The sequence below is a fragment of the Micromonospora sp. B11E3 genome (assembly GCF_039871625.1).
Taxonomy (GTDB): domain Bacteria; phylum Actinomycetota; class Actinomycetes; order Mycobacteriales; family Micromonosporaceae; genus Micromonospora.
This window is the reverse complement of sequence record NZ_JBDPMC010000092.1, coordinates 1-21,620: the sequence shown is the minus strand read 5'-3', so window position 1 is coordinate 21,620 and position 21,620 is coordinate 1. Positions and strand designations below refer to the sequence as shown.

General features: G+C 72.7%; 20 protein-coding genes. 12 read left to right on the top strand and 8 right to left on the bottom strand.

Translation table 11 applies throughout. The features are described 5' to 3' along the window. Positions 1-735 precede the first annotated feature (735 nt). From ABGB16_RS29310 to ABGB16_RS29285, 6 genes are read left to right on the top strand one after another with little or no spacing between them, the layout of a single operon-like run. Positions 736-2,418, top strand: coding sequence for an ABC transporter substrate-binding protein (locus ABGB16_RS29310; RefSeq protein ID WP_347671325.1), 1,683 nt, complete (start codon positions 736-738; stop codon positions 2,416-2,418). Between the two features lie 36 nt (positions 2,419-2,454). Continuing rightward, the gene (locus ABGB16_RS29305) at positions 2,455-3,570 is read left to right on the top strand and encodes an ABC transporter ATP-binding protein (RefSeq protein WP_347671324.1); all 1,116 of its coding nucleotides are present in this window, start codon (positions 2,455-2,457) and stop codon (positions 3,568-3,570) included. Continuing rightward, entirely contained in the window at positions 3,567-4,547 is a 981-nt protein-coding gene (locus ABGB16_RS29300; RefSeq protein ID WP_347671323.1) for an ABC transporter permease, read from the top strand. Before ABGB16_RS29305 ends, ABGB16_RS29300 begins: the two co-directional genes overlap by 4 nt. Positions 4,548-4,550: 3 nt before the next feature. Further along, on the top strand, positions 4,551-5,657 hold the full coding sequence (locus ABGB16_RS29295) for an ABC transporter permease (RefSeq protein WP_347671322.1): 1,107 nt from the start codon (positions 4,551-4,553) through the stop codon (positions 5,655-5,657). After that, positions 5,654-6,661 (top strand): ABC transporter ATP-binding protein, encoded by a 1,008-nt coding sequence (locus ABGB16_RS29290; protein ID WP_347671321.1) that lies wholly within the window; start codon positions 5,654-5,656, stop codon positions 6,659-6,661. The genes ABGB16_RS29295 and ABGB16_RS29290 overlap by 4 nt, the downstream gene beginning before the upstream one ends. Positions 6,662-6,708: 47 nt before the next feature. After that, positions 6,709-8,112: a GH1 family beta-glucosidase gene (locus ABGB16_RS29285; RefSeq protein ID WP_347671320.1), complete on the top strand. Its 1,404-nt coding sequence runs from the start codon at positions 6,709-6,711 to the stop codon at positions 8,110-8,112. A 66-nt stretch (positions 8,113-8,178) separates the two neighbouring features. Here ABGB16_RS29285 and ABGB16_RS29280 read toward each other — a convergent pair whose 3' ends face one another. Further along, positions 8,179-9,393 carry an ROK family protein gene (locus ABGB16_RS29280; RefSeq protein ID WP_347671319.1) on the bottom strand — a complete coding sequence of 405 codons (1,215 nt, stop codon included), beginning with the start codon at positions 9,391-9,393 and terminating at the stop codon, positions 8,179-8,181. Positions 9,394-9,519: 126 nt separating this feature from the next. On the opposite strand from ABGB16_RS29280, the gene ABGB16_RS29275 reads away from it, so the two are divergent. The 5 genes from ABGB16_RS29275 to ABGB16_RS29255 all read left to right on the top strand — a co-directional run bounded on the left by ABGB16_RS29275 (position 9,520) and on the right by ABGB16_RS29255 (position 15,073). Continuing rightward, positions 9,520-10,863 carry an ABC transporter substrate-binding protein gene (locus tag ABGB16_RS29275; RefSeq protein ID WP_347671318.1) on the top strand — a complete coding sequence of 448 codons (1,344 nt, stop codon included), beginning with the start codon at positions 9,520-9,522 and terminating at the stop codon, positions 10,861-10,863. Between the two features lie 86 nt (positions 10,864-10,949). Next, positions 10,950-11,771: a sugar ABC transporter permease gene (locus tag ABGB16_RS29270; RefSeq protein WP_347671317.1), complete on the top strand. Its 822-nt coding sequence runs from the start codon at positions 10,950-10,952 to the stop codon at positions 11,769-11,771. Beyond that, positions 11,768-12,595, top strand: coding sequence for a carbohydrate ABC transporter permease (locus ABGB16_RS29265; RefSeq protein WP_347671316.1), 828 nt, complete (start codon positions 11,768-11,770; stop codon positions 12,593-12,595). The genes ABGB16_RS29270 and ABGB16_RS29265 overlap by 4 nt, the downstream gene beginning before the upstream one ends. A 37-nt stretch (positions 12,596-12,632) precedes the next feature. Next, positions 12,633-13,718 (top strand): ABC transporter ATP-binding protein, encoded by a 1,086-nt coding sequence (locus ABGB16_RS29260; RefSeq protein WP_347671315.1) that lies wholly within the window; start codon positions 12,633-12,635, stop codon positions 13,716-13,718. Beyond that, positions 13,718-15,073: a hypothetical protein gene (locus ABGB16_RS29255; RefSeq protein WP_347671314.1), complete on the top strand. Its 1,356-nt coding sequence runs from the start codon at positions 13,718-13,720 to the stop codon at positions 15,071-15,073. Before ABGB16_RS29260 ends, ABGB16_RS29255 begins: the two co-directional genes overlap by 1 nt. Positions 15,074-15,159: 86 nt before the next feature. Here the strand turns inward: ABGB16_RS29255 and ABGB16_RS29250 are convergent, their stop codons facing one another. The 6 genes from ABGB16_RS29250 to ABGB16_RS29225 form a co-directional block, all read right to left on the bottom strand. Beyond that, complete coding sequence (locus ABGB16_RS29250; protein WP_347671326.1) at positions 15,160-16,038, bottom strand: diacylglycerol kinase family protein; 879 nt, start codon at positions 16,036-16,038, stop codon at positions 15,160-15,162. Positions 16,039-16,339: 301 nt separating this feature from the next. Next, positions 16,340-17,275, bottom strand: coding sequence for a twin-arginine translocase subunit TatC (tatC, locus tag ABGB16_RS29245; RefSeq protein WP_347671313.1), 936 nt, complete (start codon positions 17,273-17,275; stop codon positions 16,340-16,342). 18 nt (positions 17,276-17,293) lie between these two features. After that, positions 17,294-17,593, bottom strand: a complete 300-nt coding sequence (gene tatA, locus ABGB16_RS29240; protein WP_347671312.1) for a Sec-independent protein translocase subunit TatA — start codon at positions 17,591-17,593, stop codon at positions 17,294-17,296. Between the two features lie 215 nt (positions 17,594-17,808). After that, positions 17,809-18,057, bottom strand: a complete 249-nt coding sequence (locus ABGB16_RS29235; protein WP_347671311.1) for a hypothetical protein — start codon at positions 18,055-18,057, stop codon at positions 17,809-17,811. 10 nt (positions 18,058-18,067) lie between these two features. Beyond that, positions 18,068-19,120 (bottom strand): YafY family protein, encoded by a 1,053-nt coding sequence (locus ABGB16_RS29230; RefSeq protein WP_347671310.1) that lies wholly within the window; start codon positions 19,118-19,120, stop codon positions 18,068-18,070. Continuing rightward, on the bottom strand, positions 19,117-20,115 hold the full coding sequence (locus ABGB16_RS29225; protein ID WP_347671309.1) for a WYL domain-containing protein: 999 nt from the start codon (positions 20,113-20,115) through the stop codon (positions 19,117-19,119). The genes ABGB16_RS29230 and ABGB16_RS29225 overlap by 4 nt, the downstream gene beginning before the upstream one ends. A 199-nt stretch (positions 20,116-20,314) precedes the next feature. Between ABGB16_RS29225 and ABGB16_RS29220 the strand changes: the two genes are divergently transcribed. Beyond that, a complete protein-coding gene (locus ABGB16_RS29220) occupies positions 20,315-21,247 on the top strand; it encodes a cation diffusion facilitator family transporter (protein WP_347671308.1) in 933 nt (310 codons plus the stop codon). A 101-nt stretch (positions 21,248-21,348) separates the two neighbouring features. Here ABGB16_RS29220 and ABGB16_RS29215 read toward each other — a convergent pair. Next, positions 21,349-21,620, bottom strand: a 272-nt coding sequence (locus ABGB16_RS29215) for a zinc ribbon domain-containing protein (protein ID WP_347671307.1), incomplete at its 5' end; no start/stop codon positions are given.

The following is a 21,620-nucleotide window of genomic DNA, read 5'->3' as shown; positions in this document are numbered from 1 at the left end:
TTGGCACTGGCTTATCAAGCACCCTGTTGAGTTCTCAAAGAACAACCACACACCAACCAGAAACCCCCCATCAGGAGGACCACCAGCCGGGGCATTTCGTCCCGTGACCCGCCGCTCTCGCGCCGGGAACTTTTACTACGTTACCCGCCGGTTTCCGCCCTGTCAAACCGGACCCTCCCGATCTGACCCGCTTCCACCCGAATCACGGGCACCACTCACCGCACGGCTGCCGCCGTACGCCTCGTGGGGTTCCGACAGGCCGTCCGCCACGGTCTCCCGCTTGGCGTCCGTTTCCCTGCCGGCGATGAACCATACCCGGTCGGGTCCGCCCCACCAAATCCGCCCCCCCGGCAGATCCCGGGCCCCGCCCGGCACAGGCCCGCGAGGAGGGCACGAGCTCGGCGAAAGCCGGCACCGCACCGCCGGCGACAGCCGGTCCATTGACACGCGTCGGCAAACAACCGGACACTCAGAGAGCGCTCTCTTGATCGTGACCGAGGAGTTCTGCCTGCACCCTCCTACCCCGTCGCACCCGGGCTCCCTGCCCGACTCGCCGACGTCATCCCGACCTCGTTCACCGTGCGCGGCTCGACCAGCTCCGGCTGACCGGCCGCGCCCCACCCCGGAACCGGAAGCCACCGTCCGCAACCACGGATCGACCGGTCCCCTACCGCACACCCGCACCCGTCCCACCGACCCCGCTCTCACCGGCGGGGGCGCACCGAGGGAGACCACATGAGAAGACGGCAGTTCCTCGCCATCGCGCTGGCCGGCGCGGTGGCCACCACCACCGCCGCCTGCGGCGAGACCGCCAACACCAGGGCCCGGGAGAGCAGGGGGGATGCGGCCACCGTCCTCAACGTCGGCATGCCCAACGGCCCGCAGACGGAGAACCACAACCCGTTCCTCACGACGTCCTCGGCCGCGTCGCTCGGCTACCGGTGGCAGATCTACGAGCCGCTGATGATGTGGAACCCGGTCAGGCCCGCCGAGCCGTTCAAACCGTGGCTGGCCACGAAGGCCGAGTGGAGCCCCGACTACAGGTCGGTCACCGTCACCGTCCGCGACAACGCCACCTGGTCGGACGGCAAGCCGGTCACCGCCGCCGACGTCGCCTTCACCTACAACCTGCTCAAGAGCAACGAGGCGCTGAACATCCACGCCATCCCGTACGCGTCGGTGACCGCGAACGGCAACCAGGTGACCCTCGCGTTCTCCTCGCCGCAGTTCGTCAACCAGCAGAAGATCATCGCGCAGGTGCCGATCGTGCCCGAACACGTCTGGTCGGGCATCAAGGACCCGGCCACGAGCACCAACCCGAACCCGGTCGGCAGCGGCGCGTACACGCTGAAGTCGTTCACCCCGCAGACCACCACGCTGGCCGTGCGCACCGGCGGCTACTGGCAGGAGCTGCCGAAGGTCAAGGAGCTGCGCTACACGTCGTACACCGACAACAACGCGCAGACCACGGCGCTGGCGAACGGCGAGTCGGAGTGGAGCTTCGTGTTCATCCCGAACGTCCAGACGGTGTTCGTGGGCAAGGACCCGGCGCACCACAAGGTGTGGGCGCCGCCGGTGCTCGGCATCCACGGCCTGTACATCAACACCACCAAGAAGCCGTTCGACAACCCGGCGCTGCGCCGCGCGATGAACATGGTGATCAACCGGGAGGACATCTTCCAGCAGGCCGAGGCCGGCTACTTCCACCCGCTGGTCAAGAGCGTGACGGGGCTGCCCAGCCCGGCCGGCGACGCGTACATCGCCCCGGAGTACAAGGGGCAGGAGCACCGGGTCGACGTCGAGGGCGCGAAGAAGGTGCTCACCGACGCCGGCTTCACGTACGCCGGCAGCACCCTGCGGGATCCGTCCGGCAAGCCCGTCACCCTCACCCTGACCGATCCGGCCGGCTGGTCGGACTACCAGACCAGCCTGGAGATCGTGAAGGACAACCTGTCGAAGATCGGCATCGCCGCCACCGTGGAGAAGGCGAACCAGGACGCGTGGTTCCGCAACGTGGAGGAGGGCCGGTTCGACGCGACCTTCCGGTGGACCAACGGCGGCGCCACCCCGTACGACATCTACCAGACGGTCATGGACGGGCGGCTGCTCAAGCCGGTCGGCAAGGCCTCGCCCGCCGGCAACTTCGGCCGGTTCGACAACGCGGAGGCGACCGCCGCGCTCACCGCGTACGCGAACGCCACCGACGACGCCGCGCGGACGGCGGCGCTGGCGACGCTGCAGAAGGTCTTCGTGGAGCAGGTGCCGATGGTGCCGGTGGGCGCGGACAACATCGGCGCGGCCTACAGCACGAGGAACTGGGTCGGCTGGCCGGACGACGCGGACGCGTACGGCGCGGCGCAGCCCACCCAGCCGAACGCCGCGGACGTCGTGCGGCGGCTGCGGCCGGCGAACTCCTGACCCGCCGCGACCACCCCGAGCAGACAGGAACCCGGCATGACGTCGCCCGACACCGACGCGCCGGCCGTCCGCGAGGAGGTGCTGGAGGCGATCGGCCTGACCAAGCACTTCCCCGTCCGCGGGCGGCTGCGTGACCTCCTCTCCCGCACCACCCCGCGCGTGCACGCCGTCGACGACGTGACGCTGACCCTGCGCCGCGGCCGGGTCACCGCCCTGGTCGGCGAGTCGGGCTCCGGCAAGTCGACCGTCGCGCGGCTGCTGGCCCAGCTCCACCCGCGCACGGCGGGCACGATCCGGCTGCACGGCGCGCCGGTCACCGTCCGCGGTGGGCGACGGTTCCGGGCGTACGCCCGACGCGTGCAGATGATCTTTCAGGATCCGTTCGCCTCGCTGAACCCGGTGCATACGGTGCGCTACCACCTGACCCGGGCGCTGCGGGTGCACGGCAACGCCGGGCGCACCGCCGCCGACCTCGACGCGGCGCTGCGCGCGCTGCTGGAGCGGGTCACCCTCACCCCGCCGGAGCGCTACCTGGACAAGTTCCCGCACGAGCTGTCCGGCGGGCAGCGGCAGCGGGTGGCCATCGCCCGGGCGCTCGGCGCCGACCCGGAGGTGCTGCTCGCCGACGAGCCGGTGTCGATGCTCGACGTGTCCATCCGGCTGGGCGTGCTCAACCTGCTGCGCGACCTGAAGGAGCGGCTCCGGCTCGCCGTCCTCTACATCACCCACGACATCGCCTCGGCCCGGTACTTCGCCGACGAGACCCTGGTCATGTACGCCGGCCGCCTGGTCGAGGGCGGCGACAGCGAGACGGTCACCCAGCACCCCGCGCACCCGTACACCCGGTTGTTGATCGACTCGGCGCCGGACCCGGACCGGATCACCGGGGCCGGCCGCGTGACCGTCGCCGAGCGGGGCGACGGCGAGCCGCCGAGCCTGCTGCGGCCCCCGGCCGGCTGCCGGTTCCACCCCCGCTGCCCGTACGCGATGCCCCGCTGCGGCGCGGAGCTGCCGCCGCGGCTCCAGGTGGGCGACCGGCCCGGGCACTGGGCGGCCTGCTGGCTGCACGACCCGGCGACCCGCGACGAGCAGGCCGGCCCGGCCGCCCTCGCCGCGGTCGGCGGCGACGACGGGCGGGAGGCCGCGCGGTGACCTTCCTGCTGCGGCGGCTCGCGTTCTACCTGTTCACCGCGTGGGCCGCGCTGACCCTCAACTTCTTCATCCCCCGGATGATCCCCGGCGACCCGGTCAAGGCGCTGATCTCCCGTTACCAGGGGCAGCTCAGCACCGACGCGATCAACTCGCTGTACGTGCTGTTCGGCATCGACTCCGACGACAGCATCTGGACCCAGTACGTGGACTACTGGCGGCAGCTGCTGCGCGGCGACCTGGGGCTGTCGTTCACGGCCTTCCCGGCGCCCGTGTCCGAGGTGATCGGCGACGCCCTGCCGTGGACGCTCGCCCTGGTCGGCATCACCACGCTGGTCAGCTTCGCCCTCGGCACCGGGCTGGGCGTGCTGGCCGGCTGGCGGCGCGGGTCGTGGGTCGACGGCCTGCTGCCGGTCACCACGTTCCTGTCCTCCGTGCCGTACTTCTGGCTCGGCCTGGTGGCGATCGCCGTGCTGGCCGGTCCGGGCAGCTTCTTCCCCTCCTCCGGCGGCTACGAGCCGGGCCTGGTCCCCGCGTGGGACACCATCTTCCTGGGCAGTGCGGTGCGGCACAGCCTGCTGCCGGCGGCGACCATCCTGGTTGCCTCGATGAGCGGCTGGATCCTCAGTATGCGCAACATGATGGTCACCGTCGCCGCCGAGGACTACATCACCGTGGCGCACGCCAAGGGGCTGTCCGAGCGTCGGGTGGCGATGAGCTACGCGGCCCGCAACGCGCTGCTGCCCAACGTCGCCGGCTTCGCGCTGTCGCTGGGCTTCATCGTCGGCGGCACCCTGCTCGTGGAGATCGTCTTCTCCTATCCCGGCCTCGGCTTCCTGCTGTTCCGGGCCGTCAGCGCCAAGGACTACCCGCTGATGCAGGGCATCTTCCTGGTCATCACGCTGTCGGTGCTGGTGGCCAACCTGCTCGCCGACCTGGCGTACCTGGTTCTCGACCCGCGCACCCGCCGGGAGGGCTGAGCCGTGAGCATCCCCACCTCCAGCGTCGAACAGGTCATCCCCGGGCAGGGCGCGATGGCGCAGCCCGCCGCGAAGCCCGGCCGGCGGCGCCGGTTCCGGTTCGTCGCCAACGGCAAGGCCGCGACCGGGCTGGCCGTGGTCGCCGGGTACGCCGTACTCGCGGTGATCGGGCCGTGGATCGCCCCGTACGACCCGGACGCGCGCAGCGCCGACCTGCTCCAGCCGCCGTCGACGGAACACTGGTTCGGCACCACCCACCTCGGGCAGGACGTGTTCAGCCAGGTCCTGGTCGGCACCCGCGGCGTGATGCTGGTCGGCCTGGCCGCCGGCGTGGTGGCCACCGTGCTGTCCGTCCTCGTCGGGGTGACCGCCGGCTACCTGGGCGACCTGTGGGACGACGGCCTGTCCGCGCTGTCCAACGTGTTCCTGGTGATCCCGGCGCTGCCGCTGGTCATCATCGTCACCTCCACCATCAGCGAAGCGGGCGACCTGGTCGTCGCCGTGGTCATCGGCCTGACCTCGTGGGCATGGGGCGCGCGGGTGCTGCGGGCGCAGACGCTGTCGCTGCGCCGTCGCGACTACGTGGAGGCGGCCCGGGCCACCGGCGAGCACACCTGGCGGATCATCGTGTTCGAGATCCTGCCGAACCTCACCGCCGTCATCGCCTCCGGCTTCGTCGGCACCGTCATCTTCGCGGTGCTGTCGGAGATCACGCTGGCCTTCATCGGCATCTCGTCGGTGTCCTCGTGGAACTGGGGCACCATCCTGTTCTGGGCGCAGAGCCAGCAGGCCCTCGCGCAGGGCGCCTGGTGGTGGTTCGTCCCGGCCGGACTGGCCATCGCGCTGCTCGGCACCGCCCTCGCACTGATCAACTTCGGCATCGACGAGTTCGTCAGCCCCCGCCTGCGCTCCGGCGGCCGCGCCCGCGTCCGCACCGCCGACGGACGCACCGTGCGGATGCGGGTGGGCTTCACCCCCGTGCTGGCGCCCCGGCCGACCCCGCCGGCGGCCGTACGACCCGCTTCGGGCGCGTCCGGGCCGTCCGCCCCGCCGGCGTCCCGGCGGCCGGACGAGGCGGCCACCACGCAGAGGAAGGGCGCCGGGCGATGAGCGAACCCGTGCTGGAGATCCGCGGCCTGAGCGTCGACTACGGGCTCGGCGACGAGGCGGTACACGCCGTGCGGGAGGTGGACCTCACCCTGCACCGGGGCGAGGTGCTGGGGCTGGCCGGGGAGAGCGGCAGCGGCAAGTCCACCCTGGCGTACGGGCTGACCCGACTGCTCCCGCCGCCCGGCGTGGTCAGCGGCGGCGAGGTGATCCACCACCCCGTGACCGGGCCGCCGGTCGACGTGCTGTCGCTGACCCCGGCGCAGCTGCGCGCGTACCGGTGGGCGGAGACGTCGATCGTGTTCCAGGGCGCGATGAACTCGCTCAACCCGGTGCACCGGATCTCCAGCCAGCTGCTCGACGTGATCCGGGCGCACGAGCCAAGGACGAGCGCGGCGGCGCGGCGGGCCCGCGCGGCGGAGCTGCTGCGCCTGGTCGGCATCTCCGCCGACCGGCTGGACGCCTACCCGCACCAGCTCTCCGGCGGCATGCGGCAGCGGGTGATGATCGGCATGGCGCTGGCCCTGGAGCCGCAGGTGGTCGTCATGGACGAGCCGACCACCGCCCTGGACGTGGTGATGCAACGGCAGATCCTGGCCCAGCTCGCCGAGCTGCGCGAGCGGCTCGGCTTCGCGGTGCTGTTCATCACCCACGACCTGTCGCTGCTGGTGGAGTTCTCCGACCGCATCGCGATCATGTACGGCGGGCGGATCGTCGAGCAGGCGCCGGCGGCCGAGCTGTACGCCGCGCCGCTGCACCCGTACACCGACGGGTTGCTGCACTCCTTCCCCGCGCTGCGCGGGCCGCGCCGCGAGCTGACCGGCATCCCCGGCTCCCCGCCGGACCTGCGGGCGATGCCGGCCGGCTGCGCGTTCCACCCGCGCTGCTCCCGCGTCGTCGAGCCGTGCGACACCCGGCTGCCGCCCCTCGGCCCGCCGGCCGACGCCACCGGCGCGCGCGCCGTCGCCTGCTGGCGGCATCCCGTCGCCGAGGACGCCCGACGGTGACCCCGTCCGGTGTGTCAGACCCGTTCGCCCCGTCCGTGAGGAGAGCCATGAAGCCCAGCGCCGTGACGACCGCCACCGACGACCCGATCGACAGCCTGCCGCCGTCGTTCCGGTGGGGGGTGGCCACGTCCTCGTACCAGATCGAGGGCGCCGTCGCCGAGGACGGCCGCACGCCGTCCATCTGGGACACGTTCTGCCGGGTGCCGGGCGCGGTAACCGGCGGCGACACCGGGGACGTGGCCTGCGACCACTACCACCGGATGCCGCGGGACGTGGAGCTGCTCGCCGGCCTGGGCGTCGACACGTACCGGTTCTCGGTGGCCTGGCCGCGGGTGCAGCCGGGCGGGCGGGGGCCGGCCAACCCGGCGGGGCTGGCCTTCTACGACCGGCTGGTCGACGAGCTGCTGGGCCGCGGCGTCGACCCGTGGGTCACGCTGTACCACTGGGACCTGCCGCAGGAGCTGGAGGACGCCGGCGGCTGGCCGGCCCGCGACACGGCGTACCGGTTCGCCGACTACGCGATGCTGGTCTTCGACGCCCTCAGCGACCGGGTACGGACGTGGACCACGCTGAACGAGCCGTGGTGCTCGGCGATGCTCGGTTACTTCCACGGTGACCACGCCCCGGGCCGCCGGGACCTGGGCGACGCGATCGCCGCCGCGCACCACCTGCTGCTCGGGCACGGGCTGGCCACCTCCCGGATGCGGGCGGCGGCCACCGGCCCGGTCGAGTTGGGGATCACGCTCAACCTGTCCCCGGCGGTGCCGGCGACCGACAGCGCGGCGGACCGCGACGCGGCCCGCGCCGCTGACGGCCTGGGCGCGCGGCTGTACCTGGACCCGCTGCTGCGCGGCGCGTACCCGGACGACGTGCTGGCCGACCTGGCCGGCGAGGGGGTACGCGTCCCCGTCGAGCCGGGCGACCTGGAGGTCATCTCGACGCCCATCGACGTGCTCGGGGTGAACTACTACTTCGGGCAGCTCTTCTCCGGGATGGACGAGGCCGGCCAGGAGCGCGACGAGGACGGCCGGCCGGTGCGGCGGGCGGTGCCGCGTGGGCTGCCGACCACGGCGATGGGCTGGGAGATCCTTCCGGAGGGCCTCACCGAGCTGCTGGTGCGCCTCGGCCGCGACTACCCGGGGGTGCCCCTGGTCGTCACCGAGAACGGCGCGGCGTTCGAGGACCAGCCGGACGCCGACGGCTTCGTGGCCGACGACGACCGGGTGGCGTACCTGGCCGAGCACGTGCGCGCGGTGGCCCGGGCCCGGCAGGCCGGGGCGGACGTGCGCGGCTACTTCGCCTGGTCCCTGCTGGACAACTTCGAGTGGGCGTACGGCTACGACAAGCGGTTCGGGCTCGTCCGGGTCGACTACGACACCCAGGAGCGGATCCCGAAGCGCAGCGCGCTGTGGTACCGCGACACCGTCCGGCGGGTACGCGGTCGCGGCTGAGCGACCGGGCGCGGCCGAGGGGGCGGGCACATCCCGTGGTGTGTCGCCCTCCTCGGCGGCGGACGATCACGGCTTTTGGATGATCGCCGCGTCCGGTGAGCCGGGCTCGGCGGCGAGTGACCGGTCCACGGCCTCGGCCGAGAGCACCCGCTCGACGACCAGACGGACCAGTCCCACCGTCCCGGCGCTGGGGCCGAGCTGGCTGGGCAGCACCCGCAGCGACTCCACGCTGCGCGGCAGGGTGACCTCGCGTACCCGGGCCGCCACCGCGTCGACGACGCGCGGCAGCGCGCCGATCGACCCCCCGAGGACGAGAACCCGAGGGTTGGCCAGCGCGATGAGCGCGGCCAGCACCGTTCCCACCCGGCGGGCGGCTCCGCCCAGGGCGGCCCGGACCGCCCGGTCACCCGCGTTCGCCAGCTCGGCGAGGTGGTCCACGTCGCGGACCCCGGCCGGGGCCAGCCGGGCGAGCAGCGCGTGGCCCGAGGCGTACGCCGCGAGGCAGCCCCGCCGGCCGCAGCGGCACCCCGGCCCGCCGCGGCTGAGCCTCACGTGCCCGATGTCGCCGGCCGCGCCGTCGTCCCCGCCGAGGCTGCGGTCGTTGACGACCAGCCCGGCCCCGATGCCGTGCGCCCACTTGAGGCCGAGCACCGTCGAGTTCGGATACCGGGTCGCCTCGCCGAGCACCAGGGCACGCGCGTCGTTCTCGGTGACCATCGGCACGTTCCACCGCTCGCGGAGCAGGTCGAAGATCGGCAGGTGCTCCCAGCCCGGCAGGGTCGTGATCGGGCCGGGTAGTCCGGTCTCCGGTGAGATCGGACCGGGCAGTCCGACGCCGATGCCGACGATCCGCTCGCCCTTGGTGCCGGCCGTCAGGTCGCTGGCGAGGTCGATCAGTGAGTTGATCACCGTGGGTGGCGGGGTTCCGGTCACGTCGAGCTGGATGTCGCGGAACCGCAGCACCTCGCCGTGCACGGTGCTCACGCCGACCCGGGCGCGCGTGTGTCCCACGTCGAAGGTCAGGACCACGAGGTGCCGGTCGTCGAACCGGATCAGCTCGGCGGGTCGTCCGCCCTCGGACGCGTCGTGGCCGGCGGAGTAGACGAGACCGCTGGCGAACAGGGGTGCCAGCCGGTCCTGCAGGGTGGGGCGGGACATCCCGGTGGCGGTGAGCAACTGCTGGCGGGTCCACGCCGGCCGGGACCGGACCAGCGCGAGGACGTGCCCGGCGGTCGCACCGACTGTCGGGCGGGGCGCGTCCGAGCCGCTGGGAAGCTGCATCTGCTGTCACCTCTTGACAGGCGTCTATCAAGTTGGAAACTTGTGTGAGCCTATTTTGCAAAAGCTCTTGTCAAAAGGCTGTCGGAAAGACCCGGATACATCGGATTTGGACGTGCCCTGGAGTCGATGATGACGAAGAGTATTGTATCCAACGCGCCGATCAGCCGCCGTGCCGTGCTCGGGCTCGGCCTCGGCGCGGCGGGCGCCACGGCACTGTCGGCCTGCGGTGGTGTCTCCACCAGCGGCTCCGACGGCGGCAGCGGAAGCCTCAACTTCCTCTCCACCCAGTTCACCCCCGTCGAGGAACGACAGCGCTTCGAGACGATTCTCGGCAGCCGGGTCACCGCCGCGAAGGTCGCCTACAACCCGGTGGACGAGGGCGTCTTCGCCTCGACGATCACGTCGCAGGCCGACGCGGGCAAGGTCCAGGTCAGCCTGGTCGGCGGCCTGCACGGCCAACTCGCGCCGCACACCGGGCGCCTGCTCGACCTGGACGACCTGGCCGGGTCCCTCGCGGACCGTGGTTTCACCGCCGACGTGGCCGCGCTCGGCAGGCTCGGCGGCGGGACCGTCAAGTACATCCCCTGGATGCAGGCGTCGTACGTCGTCGCGGTCAACAAGAAGGCGCTCCAGTGGCTGCCCAGTGGGGTGGACCCGGAGAAGCTCACCTACGACCAGTTGCTGGCCTGGGTGAAGGCCGGGCGGACGGGCAACGGCGGCAAGCCGATCTTCGGCTTCCCGGCCGGGCCCAAGGGCCTGTACCACCGGTTCTTCCAGGGCTACCTGCTCCCCAGCTTCACCGGGGGGCAGATCACCACCTTCCGGAGTCCGGAGGCGGCGCAGGCGTGGCAGTACATGAAGGAACTGTGGGCGAACGCGGCCCCGGCCTCCACCAACTACGACTTCATGCAGGAGCCGCTGCAACGGGGTGAGGTGCTCATCGCCTGGGACCACGTGGCCCGGCTGGTGGACGCCCCGAAGGGCAAGCCGGACGACTGGCTCATGGTGCCCGCCCCGCGCGGCCCGAAGGGGCTGGGTTACATGCTCGTCGTGGCCGGCCTCGCCATCCCCCGCGGCGCGCCCGAGACGGATCGGGCGAAGGAGATCATCAAGGCACTCACCACGCCCGATACGCAGGTGCAGGTGCTGCGGGAGAACGCCTTCTTCCCCGTCGCCCAGGCCGCCCTGCCGGGCGACCTGCCCCCGGCGATCGGCCTCGAGGCCGCCGCGGTACGGGCACAGCAGGAGGCCGGCGACGCGCTGGTGTCGCTACCCCCGGTGGGCCTGGGCGCGAAGGACGGCGAGGTGTCCCAGATCTTCAAGAACTGTTTCAAGGAGATCTGCCTCGACTCGAAACCGGTCCGGCAGGTCCTCGACAACCAGGCCAGGCAGCTCAACGCCATCCTCGACGAGCTGAAGGTCCCCTGCTGGAAGCCCGACCCGGACGGACAACCGTGTCGGGTGCGGTGACCGCCGGCCCCGCCACCGTCGGCGGCCAGCCGGGCGACCACCCGCCGCCCGTAGTCGCGCCCGCACGCGGGAAGGTGCCCACGCCGGTGCTCCTGATCGCGCCGTCACTGCTCTTCCTGACGGTGCTGTTCGCCTGGCCCATGGTCGTCGGTGTCGCGCAGGCGTTCACCGGCGACCAGGGCCCCACCCTGGCGTACGTGCGACGCCTGCTCGACGACCCGTACCTGTGGCCGGCGGTACGCAACACCGTGCTGCTGATCGTCGTGCTGATCCCGCTCCAGTTCGCGTTCGCCCTGGCCATGGCCCTCCTGCTGAGAGCCAGGCCGAAACTCGCGGGACTCTACTTCTACATCTGGGTGCTGCCGCTCGCGATCAGCGACCTGGCCGCCGGCCTGGTCTGGCTGTCGATCTTCACCGATCACGGGTACCTCAACTCGGCACTGCACAGCTTCGGCGTGGACGGCTACGCCTGGCTGTCGTACGAGAACCCGACCACCATGTTCCTCGCCGTCCTCGTCGCCGAGCTGTGGCGGGCCACGTCCCTGGTGCTCGTCATCATCGTCGCCGGGCTACAGGGCATCCCCAACGACTACGACGAGGCCGCATCGGTCTTCGGCGCGACCTACTGGCAGCGCCTGCGCTGGGTCATCCTGCCGCAGCTGCGGCCCAGCCTGCAGGTGGCGATGATCCTGCGGACCATCCTGGCCCTGCAGACCTTCGCGGTGGCGCAGGCGCTGGCCGGCCGCGACTTCCCGCTGCTCGTCGGCGAGACCTACCACTGGTACCACACCCTGCAGAACCCCAACGTCGCCACCGCCGTGGCCCTGGTGGTGCTGGCGGTCTCGATGGTCACCGCGATCGCGTACCTGCACCTGCTGCGCGACCGGACGGCGGAGGTGACGCGATGAGCTCCGACCCCAGGCGCGCCCGGCGCCGCCGGAGGGTGCTGCTGCAGGTCGCCTGCGTCGCGGTGACACTCTTCATGGGCGTGCCGATCTACCTGATCACCCTCGCCGCGCTGTCCAGCCGGGAATCGCTGAACCGGTTCCCGCTGCCGCTGCTGCCCACCGACATGTCCACCGAGACGCTGTCCCGGTTCCTGTCCACCACCGGGGTGGTCCCCGGCTTCCTCAACTCGCTGCAGGTCGGGCTGTTCACCCTCGCGGCGGCGCTGCTGCTCGGCGTGCCAGCCGGCTACGCGCTGGCCCGGTACGCGTTCCGGGGCCGCCAGTCGTACCAACTGTTCCTGCTGCTGACCCGGGCACTACCGATCGTCGTGCTGTCCGTGCCCCTGGCCAGGGTCTTCCTGACCACCGGCCTGTACGACACCACCTACGCGGTGGCGCTGCTGCACACCGCGCTGGCGCTGCCGACCACCGTGCTCATCACCTCCGCCGTGTTCTACGCCGTGCCGATCGACCACGAGGAGGCCGCACTCATCTTCGGTGCGACGCCGCTGCGGGCGTTCGTCCACGTCGTCCTGCCCCAGGCGCTGCCCGGGATCGCGGCCTCGGCGATGTTCACCTTCGTGATGTCCTGGAACGAGGTGCTCGGCGCGGCCGTGCTCACCCTCAACCAGCGGACACTGCCGGCGCAGGTGCTCTCGACGCTCGCCGACTCGCCGCTGGCCTACCGCTTCGCCGGCGGTTTCGCACTCGTGCTGCCGGCGATCGTGTTCGTCGCGGTGATGCGCACGTATCTGACCAACATGTGGGGGACGACGCTGAGATGACCGCCGCCAGCAGGATCCGCGCCAGCGAGGGGCCGGCATGGCCGACATCGTGATCCGCGACGTGACGAAGACCTATCCCGGAGGCAGGAGCCCGGCGACCGACAACGTCTCGCTGACGGTCGCGGACGGGGAGTTCCTGGTGCTCGTCGGGCCCAGCGGTTGCGGCAAGACCACCCTGCTGCGGATGGTCGCCGGGCTGGACACGCCGGACGCCGGCAGCATCTCGATCGGCGGCCGGGACGTCACCTGGCTGTCGGCCCGCGACCGGCACGTCTCGATGGTCTTCCAGTCGTACGCGATCTTCCCGCACCTGAGGGTACGGCAGAACATCGGCTTCGGGCTGCGGATGCGCAAGGCCCCACCGGAGCAGATCGAGCAACGCGTACGGTGGGCCGCCGAGATCCTCGAGCTGAGCGACCTGCTGGACCGCTACCCGGCCCAGCTCTCCGGCGGCCAGCGCCAGCGCGTGGCCGTGGCCCGCGCAATCGTCGTCGACGCCGGCGTGCTGCTCATGGACGAACCGCTGTCCAACCTGGACGCACTGCTGCGCCTGCAGTTCCGGGCGGAACTCAAGAAGATCGTGCGCCAGATCGGCACCACCACCCTCTACGTCACCCACGACCAGGCCGAGGCCATGTCCCTCGGCGACCGCATCGCGGTGATGCGGGCCGGACGCATCGCCCAGATCGGGTCGCCGTTGCAGGTGTACGACCGGCCCCGGGAGCGCTTCGTCGGCGGCTTCCTCGGCACTCCGCCGATGAACTTCTTCAGCGCCGACCTGCGGTGCTCGGCGAGCGGCGCCCACCTGCGGGTGGGCGACCAGCTGCTGACCGCCCCCGACCAGCTCGGCGCCTTCGACCAGCGGCCGGTGGTGGTGGGCGTGCGGGCCGAGAACATCGACGTGGCGAAGGCCCCGGCGGACGGCCGGATCCGGGCCCGGGTGGAGGTGGTCGAGCCGACCGGCGCCAGCATGCTGCTCACCGTGCGGCTCGGCGAGTACGAGCTGAAGGTGCAGGCCCCGCCGAACTTCGACGTGGCACCCGGGCAGGACGTGTGGCTGCGCTGCGCGCCGGAGAGCCTGCGCTGTTTCGACCCCGAGACGGCTCTGGCGCTGGTGGCGTGATGGCGGCGACCAGCGTCACCCGGGAGCTGCTCGCCGCCCGAGCGGCCTACATCCTGCGCGGCAACGACATCGGCGACCTGACCACCGCCGCGCCCCGGCTCTACCCGCACCTGTGGAGCTGGGACGCGGCTTTCGTGGCGATCGGCCTGGCCACGGTCTCGGTGCCCCGGGCCATCGCCGAGCTGCGGACGCTGCTGCGCGCCCAGTGGCGCAACGGCATGCTGCCGCACATCGTCTTCGGGCCGGATGTGAACTACTTCCCGGGCGCCGACGTGTGGGAGTCCGGCCGCGCCGCGGCGGCACCGCGCGACGTCCGTACGTCCGGCATCTGCCAACCCCCGGTACACGCGATCGCGGTGCGTCACGTGCTCGCGGCGGGGCGCCGCAACGGCGGCGCCGACCGCGAGCTGGCGGAACGGTTCGCCGAGGACACGTTCGACCGCTGGCTGGCCTGGCACCGCTGGCTCGCCGAGGCGCGCGACCCGTCCCGGCGGGGACTCCTGGAGATCTACCACAGCTGGGAGTCGGGCATGGACAACTCGCCGCGCTGGGACTCGGCGTACGCCAACGTGGTGCCGAAGATCGACCTGGCGGTCCGGTCACGGCGGGACCTGCAGCACGTCGCCGACGCCGGCCAACGGCCGAGCGACGCCGAGTACCGGCGCTACCTGTGGCTGGTGCACCAGATGCGCGAGGTCCGCTACGACGACGACGCGGTCCGCGAGACGGTGGACTTCCGGCTCACCGACGTGTTCATGTCCGCGATCATGGCGTTGGCCGCCGACGAGCTCGCCGAGGTCGGCGACGAGTTCGGCCGCGCCGACGAGGCCGCCGAGCTGCGGACGCTGGCCGCCCGGTTCCGGGCCGGTGTGCTCTCCACCGTGTCGGAGGAGTCCGGGCTGGCCCGTGACGAGGACATCCGCGCCGGCGGCTGGGTGGCGGCCGAGACCATGGCCGGATTCGCGCCGCTGCTGTGCGGCGCCGACCCGTCGGTCGTACGGCGGCAGGTGGACCTGCTGTCCGGTCCGCGGTGGTGCGACCACCCCGCGCTGCGGTACGCCGTACCGCCGTCGACCTCGCCCGCGTCGCCGGCGTTCCGTCCGCGCGCCTACTGGCGGGGGCCGCAGTGGCCGGTGATGAACTGGTTGTTCTGCTGGGCGCTGGATCGGCAGGGGGTCGCCCCGGCGCTCACCGTGCGGATCCGCGAGGACTCCCTACGCCAACTGGCCGACCTGACGTTCGGGGAGTACTACGAACCGCTCACCGGGGAGGCACTGGGCAGCGCCCACCAGTCGTGGACCGCCGCCGTGGCGCTCGACTGGACCCTGCGCCCGGCCGTCGCCCAGCCACAGTGATCATGGGGTTGGCGGGGCGGAATGTCCGTTCCATCACCGGCAACCCCATGATCGGCGCGCGTCAGCCGGCCGGCGGCGCCCTGCGCTCAGCGCAGCAGCCGGACGGCGCCCGGGACGGCGGTCACCGTCACCGGCAGGTCCAGCGCCCGCTCCCCGTCGGCGTACGTGGTGATGCCCTCGGCGCTCAGCTCCACCGTCCGCGCCCGGTGGGTGCTCACGAGCGGGTGTTCGACATGGGTGCCCCGGTAGATGCGCGGCTTCACCCGGATCAGGGTGCGCCGGTCGAACCGGCCCCCGACCACCACGTCCAGCAGGCCGTCGGTCGGGTCGGCGTCGGGGCAGACCCGCATACCCCCGCCGTAGCTGGCCGTGTTGCCCACCGCCACGAGCACCGCGTCGACGTCCAGGGGCCGGCCGTCGAGGCGCAGCGCGTACCGGCGGGGGCGCAGCCGGGCCAGCTCCACCAGGATCGCCAGGTCGTAGCGGCGGGGGCCGCGCGGGTAGCGCATCCGGTTGGCCCGCTCGTTGACGATCGCGTCGAAGCCGGCGGCCAGCACCGCCCCGTACCAGCGGGCGGCGCCGTCCGGGCCCGTCACGTGGGCCAGGTCCACCGGGCGGCTGCGCCCGTCCCGCAGGGCCGCAGCGATCACCTCGACGGCGGCGAGCGGGTCGGCGGGAAAGCCGGTGTCGGCGGCGAAGTCGTTGCCGGTGCCGGCCGGGACCGGGCCGAACGGCACCGCCGTCCCGGCCACCGCCTGCAACCCGCGGTGCACCGTGCCGTCGCCGCCCACCGTCACCAGCGCGGCGATCCCGTCGGCCACCGCCTCGCGGCACGCCGCCTCCGCCCCGGTGGCCGTGCGCGCCTCCAGCAGCCGCACCGGCCGGCCACCGTCGGCCAGCCGGTCGAGCAGGCGGGGCAGCAGCCCCCGATGCCGCCCCCGCCCGGCGGTCGGGTTGGCGAGCACGGCGACGGGCCCATCCGGGCGCGGGGCGGGGTGATCGGCGGCGGGTCCGTCGGGGCACGGGGCGGCGCGGTCGGCGACAGGCCCGTCGGGCCGCGGGGCGGGGCGGCCTGAATCCGGCGCGGGGTGATCGGCGGCGGTCACGGTGAGCACCGTACTGCCCCGGCGGCCGTCCCGATCATCGTCCTGCCGGCCGATGGCGGCCGCGCGCCCCGGCCCTACCGTCGGCGAGAGGCGACGCGGCGCACAGACGACGACGCGCCGCCCGGGACGTGGGCGGCGCGTCGTCGTACGGGTCGACCGGTCAGGTCATGTCGTCGAACCGGCGGTCGATCGGCGCCGGGGCGGCGACCGGCGTACTCGCCTCGATCCGCTGCGCCGACTCCACCGGCTCGGTGTCCAGCTCCAGCGGCGACACCTCGTCGTCGGCGATCCCGGCGTAGACCTCCTTGCCGCGCCCGCGCCGCCTGTCGTTGATGAACGCGACGCCGACGGCGGCGAAGTACAGCGCGCAGAGGCAGATCGCCAGGGCGGTCATGCCGAACGGGTCCGGCGTCGGCGTGACCACCGCCGAGAAGGCGAAGAACACGAAGACCGCCACCCGCCACCAGGACAGCAGCCGCTTCGCGCTGGCCAGCCCCACGAAGTTGAGCATGAGCACGACGAGCGGGAACTCGAACGCCACCCCGAACAGCAGGATCAGGTTGGTGACGAAGGAGATGTAGCGGGTGACCTCGAGGTTGGTCGAGATGTCGTCGCCGGAGACGTTGAGCAGGAACTGCAGGCCCTTGGAGGTGACGAAGAACGCCAGCACCGCGCCCGCGGCGAACAGCGGCGCGGCCAGCGCCGTGAAGATGTAGGCGTACTTCCGCTCGTGCCGGTGCAGGCCCGGGGCGATGAACGCCCACAGCTGGTAGAGCCACACCGGCGCTGCGATGATCAACCCGACCCAGAGGCCGATCTTCAGGTTGAGCAGGAAGACGTCGGCCACGCCCAACTGGACGAACAGACACTTGCCCGTCTCCGGGTCGATCGAGGCCGGCAGGTCGCAGTACGGCTTCGACAGCAGCTCCCGTACCGGCGTGGCCAGCCAGATGCCGAAGCCGAAGCCGACCACGATCGCCAGGGACGCCCGGAACAGCCGGTTGCGCAGCTCACGGATGTGCTCGATGAGCGTCATCGAGCCGTCGGCGGCCCGTTCGAAGTTGCTCGGGCCGCGCTTGCGGAGAGCGAAGGCCACGGTGATCGGGCCCCCCGGTCAGTTGTCGCGGACGCGCTGCACCGGGTCGACGACCGGCTGCTGCGGGGTCTGCTGCTGGGGCGCGTACTGCTGCTGCGGCTGCTGCCCGACGTTCGGCGGCAGCGGCTGGTAGCCGGCCTGCGCGTCCGCCTTCTCGGCCAGGTCACGGTCGTCGTCGTGCAGGCTCTTGGTCTCGGCCTTGATGATCCGCAGCGACCGGCCGAGCGAGCGGGCCGCGTCGGGGAGCCGCTTCGCGCCGAAGAGCAGGATCAGCACGACCACGAGTACGGCGATGTGCCACGGCTTGAGGGCACCCATGGGAAGCTCCCGTCCTTACGTCCTTGAGGGGTGTACCGCAGCCCATCGTACGTGCGCAACGGGCCGTTGCCACCCACCAAGCCGCTGGTGATCGCGGCTGGCCGGTGAAGTCTTGACCAACGCCGCGCATCCCGTCAACCACCTGCCGTGGATCGATCCTGCGCGCTACGGCCCCGGAACGCGCAGGCCGTCGCAGCGGCACCGACCGGAATCGATCAGCCGCCCCGCTTCGCCTTGATCACGGCGAGCCGCCGTTGGGTGACGGCGACCCGGGCCTGCAGGGCCTCGGCCCGCTCCTGGAGCGCCTCGGCGGTGACCCGCAGCGCCTCCGCCTCGGCCTGCCGGTGCTGCAGCCGCACGGCCGCCCGGCCCAGCAGCGGCAGCCGCGCCACCACCGGCCGCACGGCCAGGGCCAGCACCACGAGCGCCAACAGCACCACCGCGACCACGATCCACGTCACCACGGCGGCCAGCCTACCGGCGCGACGCGGACACCGCCGGGTCGGCAGCCGGCGCGCCGTCGGGCACGGCGTACGCCTCGAGGGCCGCGACCGCCGCGGCGCGGACCTGCTCGGCCAGCTCCGCCGGGGCGACCACCGTGACGTCCGGGCCCAGCCCGAGCACGAACCGGCGCGCCCAGCCCAGGTCCGTCACCCGCAGCGACACCAGCCACCGGTCACCGTCACCGGCCTCCACATGCTCGCAGGGGTAGTACTCGGTGATCCACCGCTCGCCCCGGCCCACCCGCAGGGTGATCAGCGGCAGGTCCGGCGAGGGACGGAACACCCCCTCGGTGAGGTCGTACGGGCGGGCCTGCGGCGGCACGACCGCCGGCTCGTCCAGCTCCGTCACCGCGTCGATCCGGTCGGCCCGGAACAGCCGGACCGCCTCCGCCCGGCGGCACCACGCCTCCACGTACGCCCGGCCGGCGACCATCAGCATCCGCAGCGGGTCGATCGTGCGCTCGGTGGTCTCGTCCCGCGCCGCCGTGTAGTAGGTGATCCGCAGCGCCCGGCCCCGCTCCACCGCCGCGCTCAGCTGCTCCACCCGCCGGCCGTCGGCCGGGAGCCGCACCTCCACCGGGGCGGCGACCAGGTCACCCGCCGCGCTCTCGATCTTCGCGAGAGCCCGCTCCACCGCCTCCCGGTTGGCCACCCCCGGCGTCTCGGCCAGCATCCGCAGCGCCACCACCAGCGCGAGCGCCTCGTCCGGGGTCAGCCGCAGCGGCCGGTCGATGCCCGCGTCGTAGGTGATGGTCACCCGGTCGCCGTCGAACGCCATGTCGATCAGGTCGCCCGGGCCGTAGCCGGGCAGCCCGCACACCCACAGCAGCTCCAGATCCTCCCGCAGCTGCCGCTCGGTGACCCCCAGGTCGCCGGCCGCCTCGGCGATCTCGATCCCCGGCCGGGCCAGCAGGTACGGCACCAGGTTCAGCAGCCGGGCCAGCCGGTCCGCCGAGGCCCGGCCGGCACCGGCGCGCGCACCCCCGCTCGACCGGGCCGCCGGACGGTTGGCCGGGCGGGTCATCGGGCACCTCCGGTCACGGTCAGCTCCTCGTGCCGCGCGGCGATCTCCTTCAGCCGCTGGATGACGGCCTCGCGCACCTCCGGCGGATCCAGCACCCGCACGTCCGGGCCGTACCCCACCAGTTGGCCGGCGAGGACCTCCGGGTCCGCGTACGGCAGGACCAGCCGGTCGCCGTCCGGCCCCGGCGTGGCGCCCACCGCCCAGCGGCGCAGCCCCGCCGCCCGGCCCGGCGCGACCAGGACCGTCGCCCGCCCCGTCCGCTCCACCGGCCCCGACCAGCGGGCCACGTGGCTGATCAGGTCCACGCCTGCCGGGGGCTCGTAGCCGCCCGGCTCGCCGGTCACCCGCACCGCGCCCACCACCCGCGACAGCCGGAAGCACCGCGCGGCCTGCCGGTCGAGGTCGTGGCCCACCACATACCACCGGCCCCGCCAGCACACCACCCCCCACGGCTGCAGACGGCGGCGGCTCGGGGCGTCCCGGTCGGGCACCCGGTAGTCGAAGCTCACCTCGCGGCGGTCCCGCGCGGCGGCCGTCAGCGGCGCGAACGCCGGGTCCACCGTCACCATCGGCTCCAGGCCGAGCGTGGCCTGCGGGTCCACGTCCACCCCGGCGGCGCGCAGCTTCGCCAGCCCCGACGACGCCGCCGCGGCGAGCCCGGCATGCTGCCACAGCCGCGCCGCGATGCCCACCGCCGCGGCCTCGTCCGGCTCCAGGGGAATGTCCGGCAGCGCGTACTCCCGGGGGGCGATCCGGTAGCCGGGCTCGGAGTCGAAGACGCTGGCCGTCCCCGTCTCCAGCGGCACCCCCAGCTCCCGCAGCTCGGCCTTGTCCCGCTCGAACTTGCGCTGGAACGCCTCATGGTCCTTCGCGTCGTCCGGATCGTGCTCGTAACCGGGCACGGTCGCGGCGATCTGCGCGGCGGTCAGGAACCGTCGCGTCGACAACAGGCAGATCACCAGGTTGACCAGGCGTTCGGTACGGGTCCGCGACACGTCTGCACGCTAGCAGCCCGCGCCGCGCACGCGTGCACCCACGCGGGCGCGGCGCGCGAACCCGCCGTCTGTCCCGGTCACGACCGCCGCCGCCGGCGCCCGACCGGTCCCGCGCGGCCGGCCGCCGCCCCGGCGGTGCCCACGGCGGAACCCGGCCGCTCGCCGGGCGACGGCCGCCGGGCGGCCATATGGTGACCCCATGTCGGTAGCCGAAGCCAAGGCTGAGAGCGTCGGCACCGTCATGGTGGCCGGCGCGGCGAACCTCGCCATCGCCCTGGCCAAGCTGGTCGCCGGGCTGATCTCCGGCTCCGCGGCGATGCTCTCCGAGGCCGCGCACTCGGTCGCCGACACCACCACCGAGGTGCTGCTCTACCTCGCGCTGCGTCGCGGCGCGCGCCCCGCCGACGTGCGCCACCCCTTCGGGTACGGCAAGGAGAGCTACGTCTGGGCGTTCCTCGCCGCGCTGTTCACCTTCGTCGCCGGGGCCGGCTTCGCCATCACCCACGGGGTGACCACCATCCTCGTGCACGAGCACAGCGGTCAGTACCGCGTCGCGTACATCGTGCTGGTCGTCTCCTTCGTGATCGAGACGGCCTCCCTGGCCAGGGCGGCGCGCCAGGTCCGCCGCGAGGCGCGCCGCTGGCGCACCACCCCCCGCCGGTTCCTGCGGCACACCCCCGACACCACCGTCAAGGCCGTCTTCCTCGAGGACTGCGCGGCCCTGATCGGCATCGTGCTGGCCGGGATCGGCGTGGCCCTGTCCCAGCTCACCGGCGACGAGCTCTACGACGGCCTCGGTTCCATCGCGATCGGCGTGCTGCTGCTGGTCGTGGCGGTCGTCCTGGCCAAGGCCAACATCTCGCTGCTGGTCGGCCGGTCGATCCCCGAACGGCTGCGCCACGAGGTCGAGCAGGAACTCGCCGGGCTGCCCGCCGTCGACCGCGTCGACACCCTGCTCACCATGCAGCTCGGCCCCGAGGACATCCTCGTCGCCGCCAAGGTCGACTTCCACAACGACGTCACCGGCGCGGACATCGAGAACGCCGCAGACGAGGCCGAGCGCCGCCTCACCGACCGCTACCCCGAGATCGATCGCGTACGTCTTCCTCGACCGTTCGGAGAATCTCGGTGATTCTCTTCCTGCTTCGTAGGTCCGTGCCCTGGCGTGCCGGGGTCTTACAGGTCCTCCACAGGCGTTTTGTGTCTCCGGGGAACTGCCCGGCGACATGATCGTCAGGCGGCGGCGTGCATGGCGGCCAGCAGGTTTCGGGCGGCGTTGTGGTCCCGCTGGTGGATGCTGCCGCACTGGCACGTCCACATCCGGTCGGACAGGGTCAGGGCCGTGTTGATCGTCGCGCAGTCACCGCAGGTCTTGCTGGACGGGTACCAGCGGTCGGCCGCCCACAGCGTCGATCCGTACCAGGCGGTCTTGTATTCCAACTGCCGCAGGAACTCGCCGAACCCGGCGTCGGACACGGCGCGGGCCAGGCGACGGTTGCGGAGCA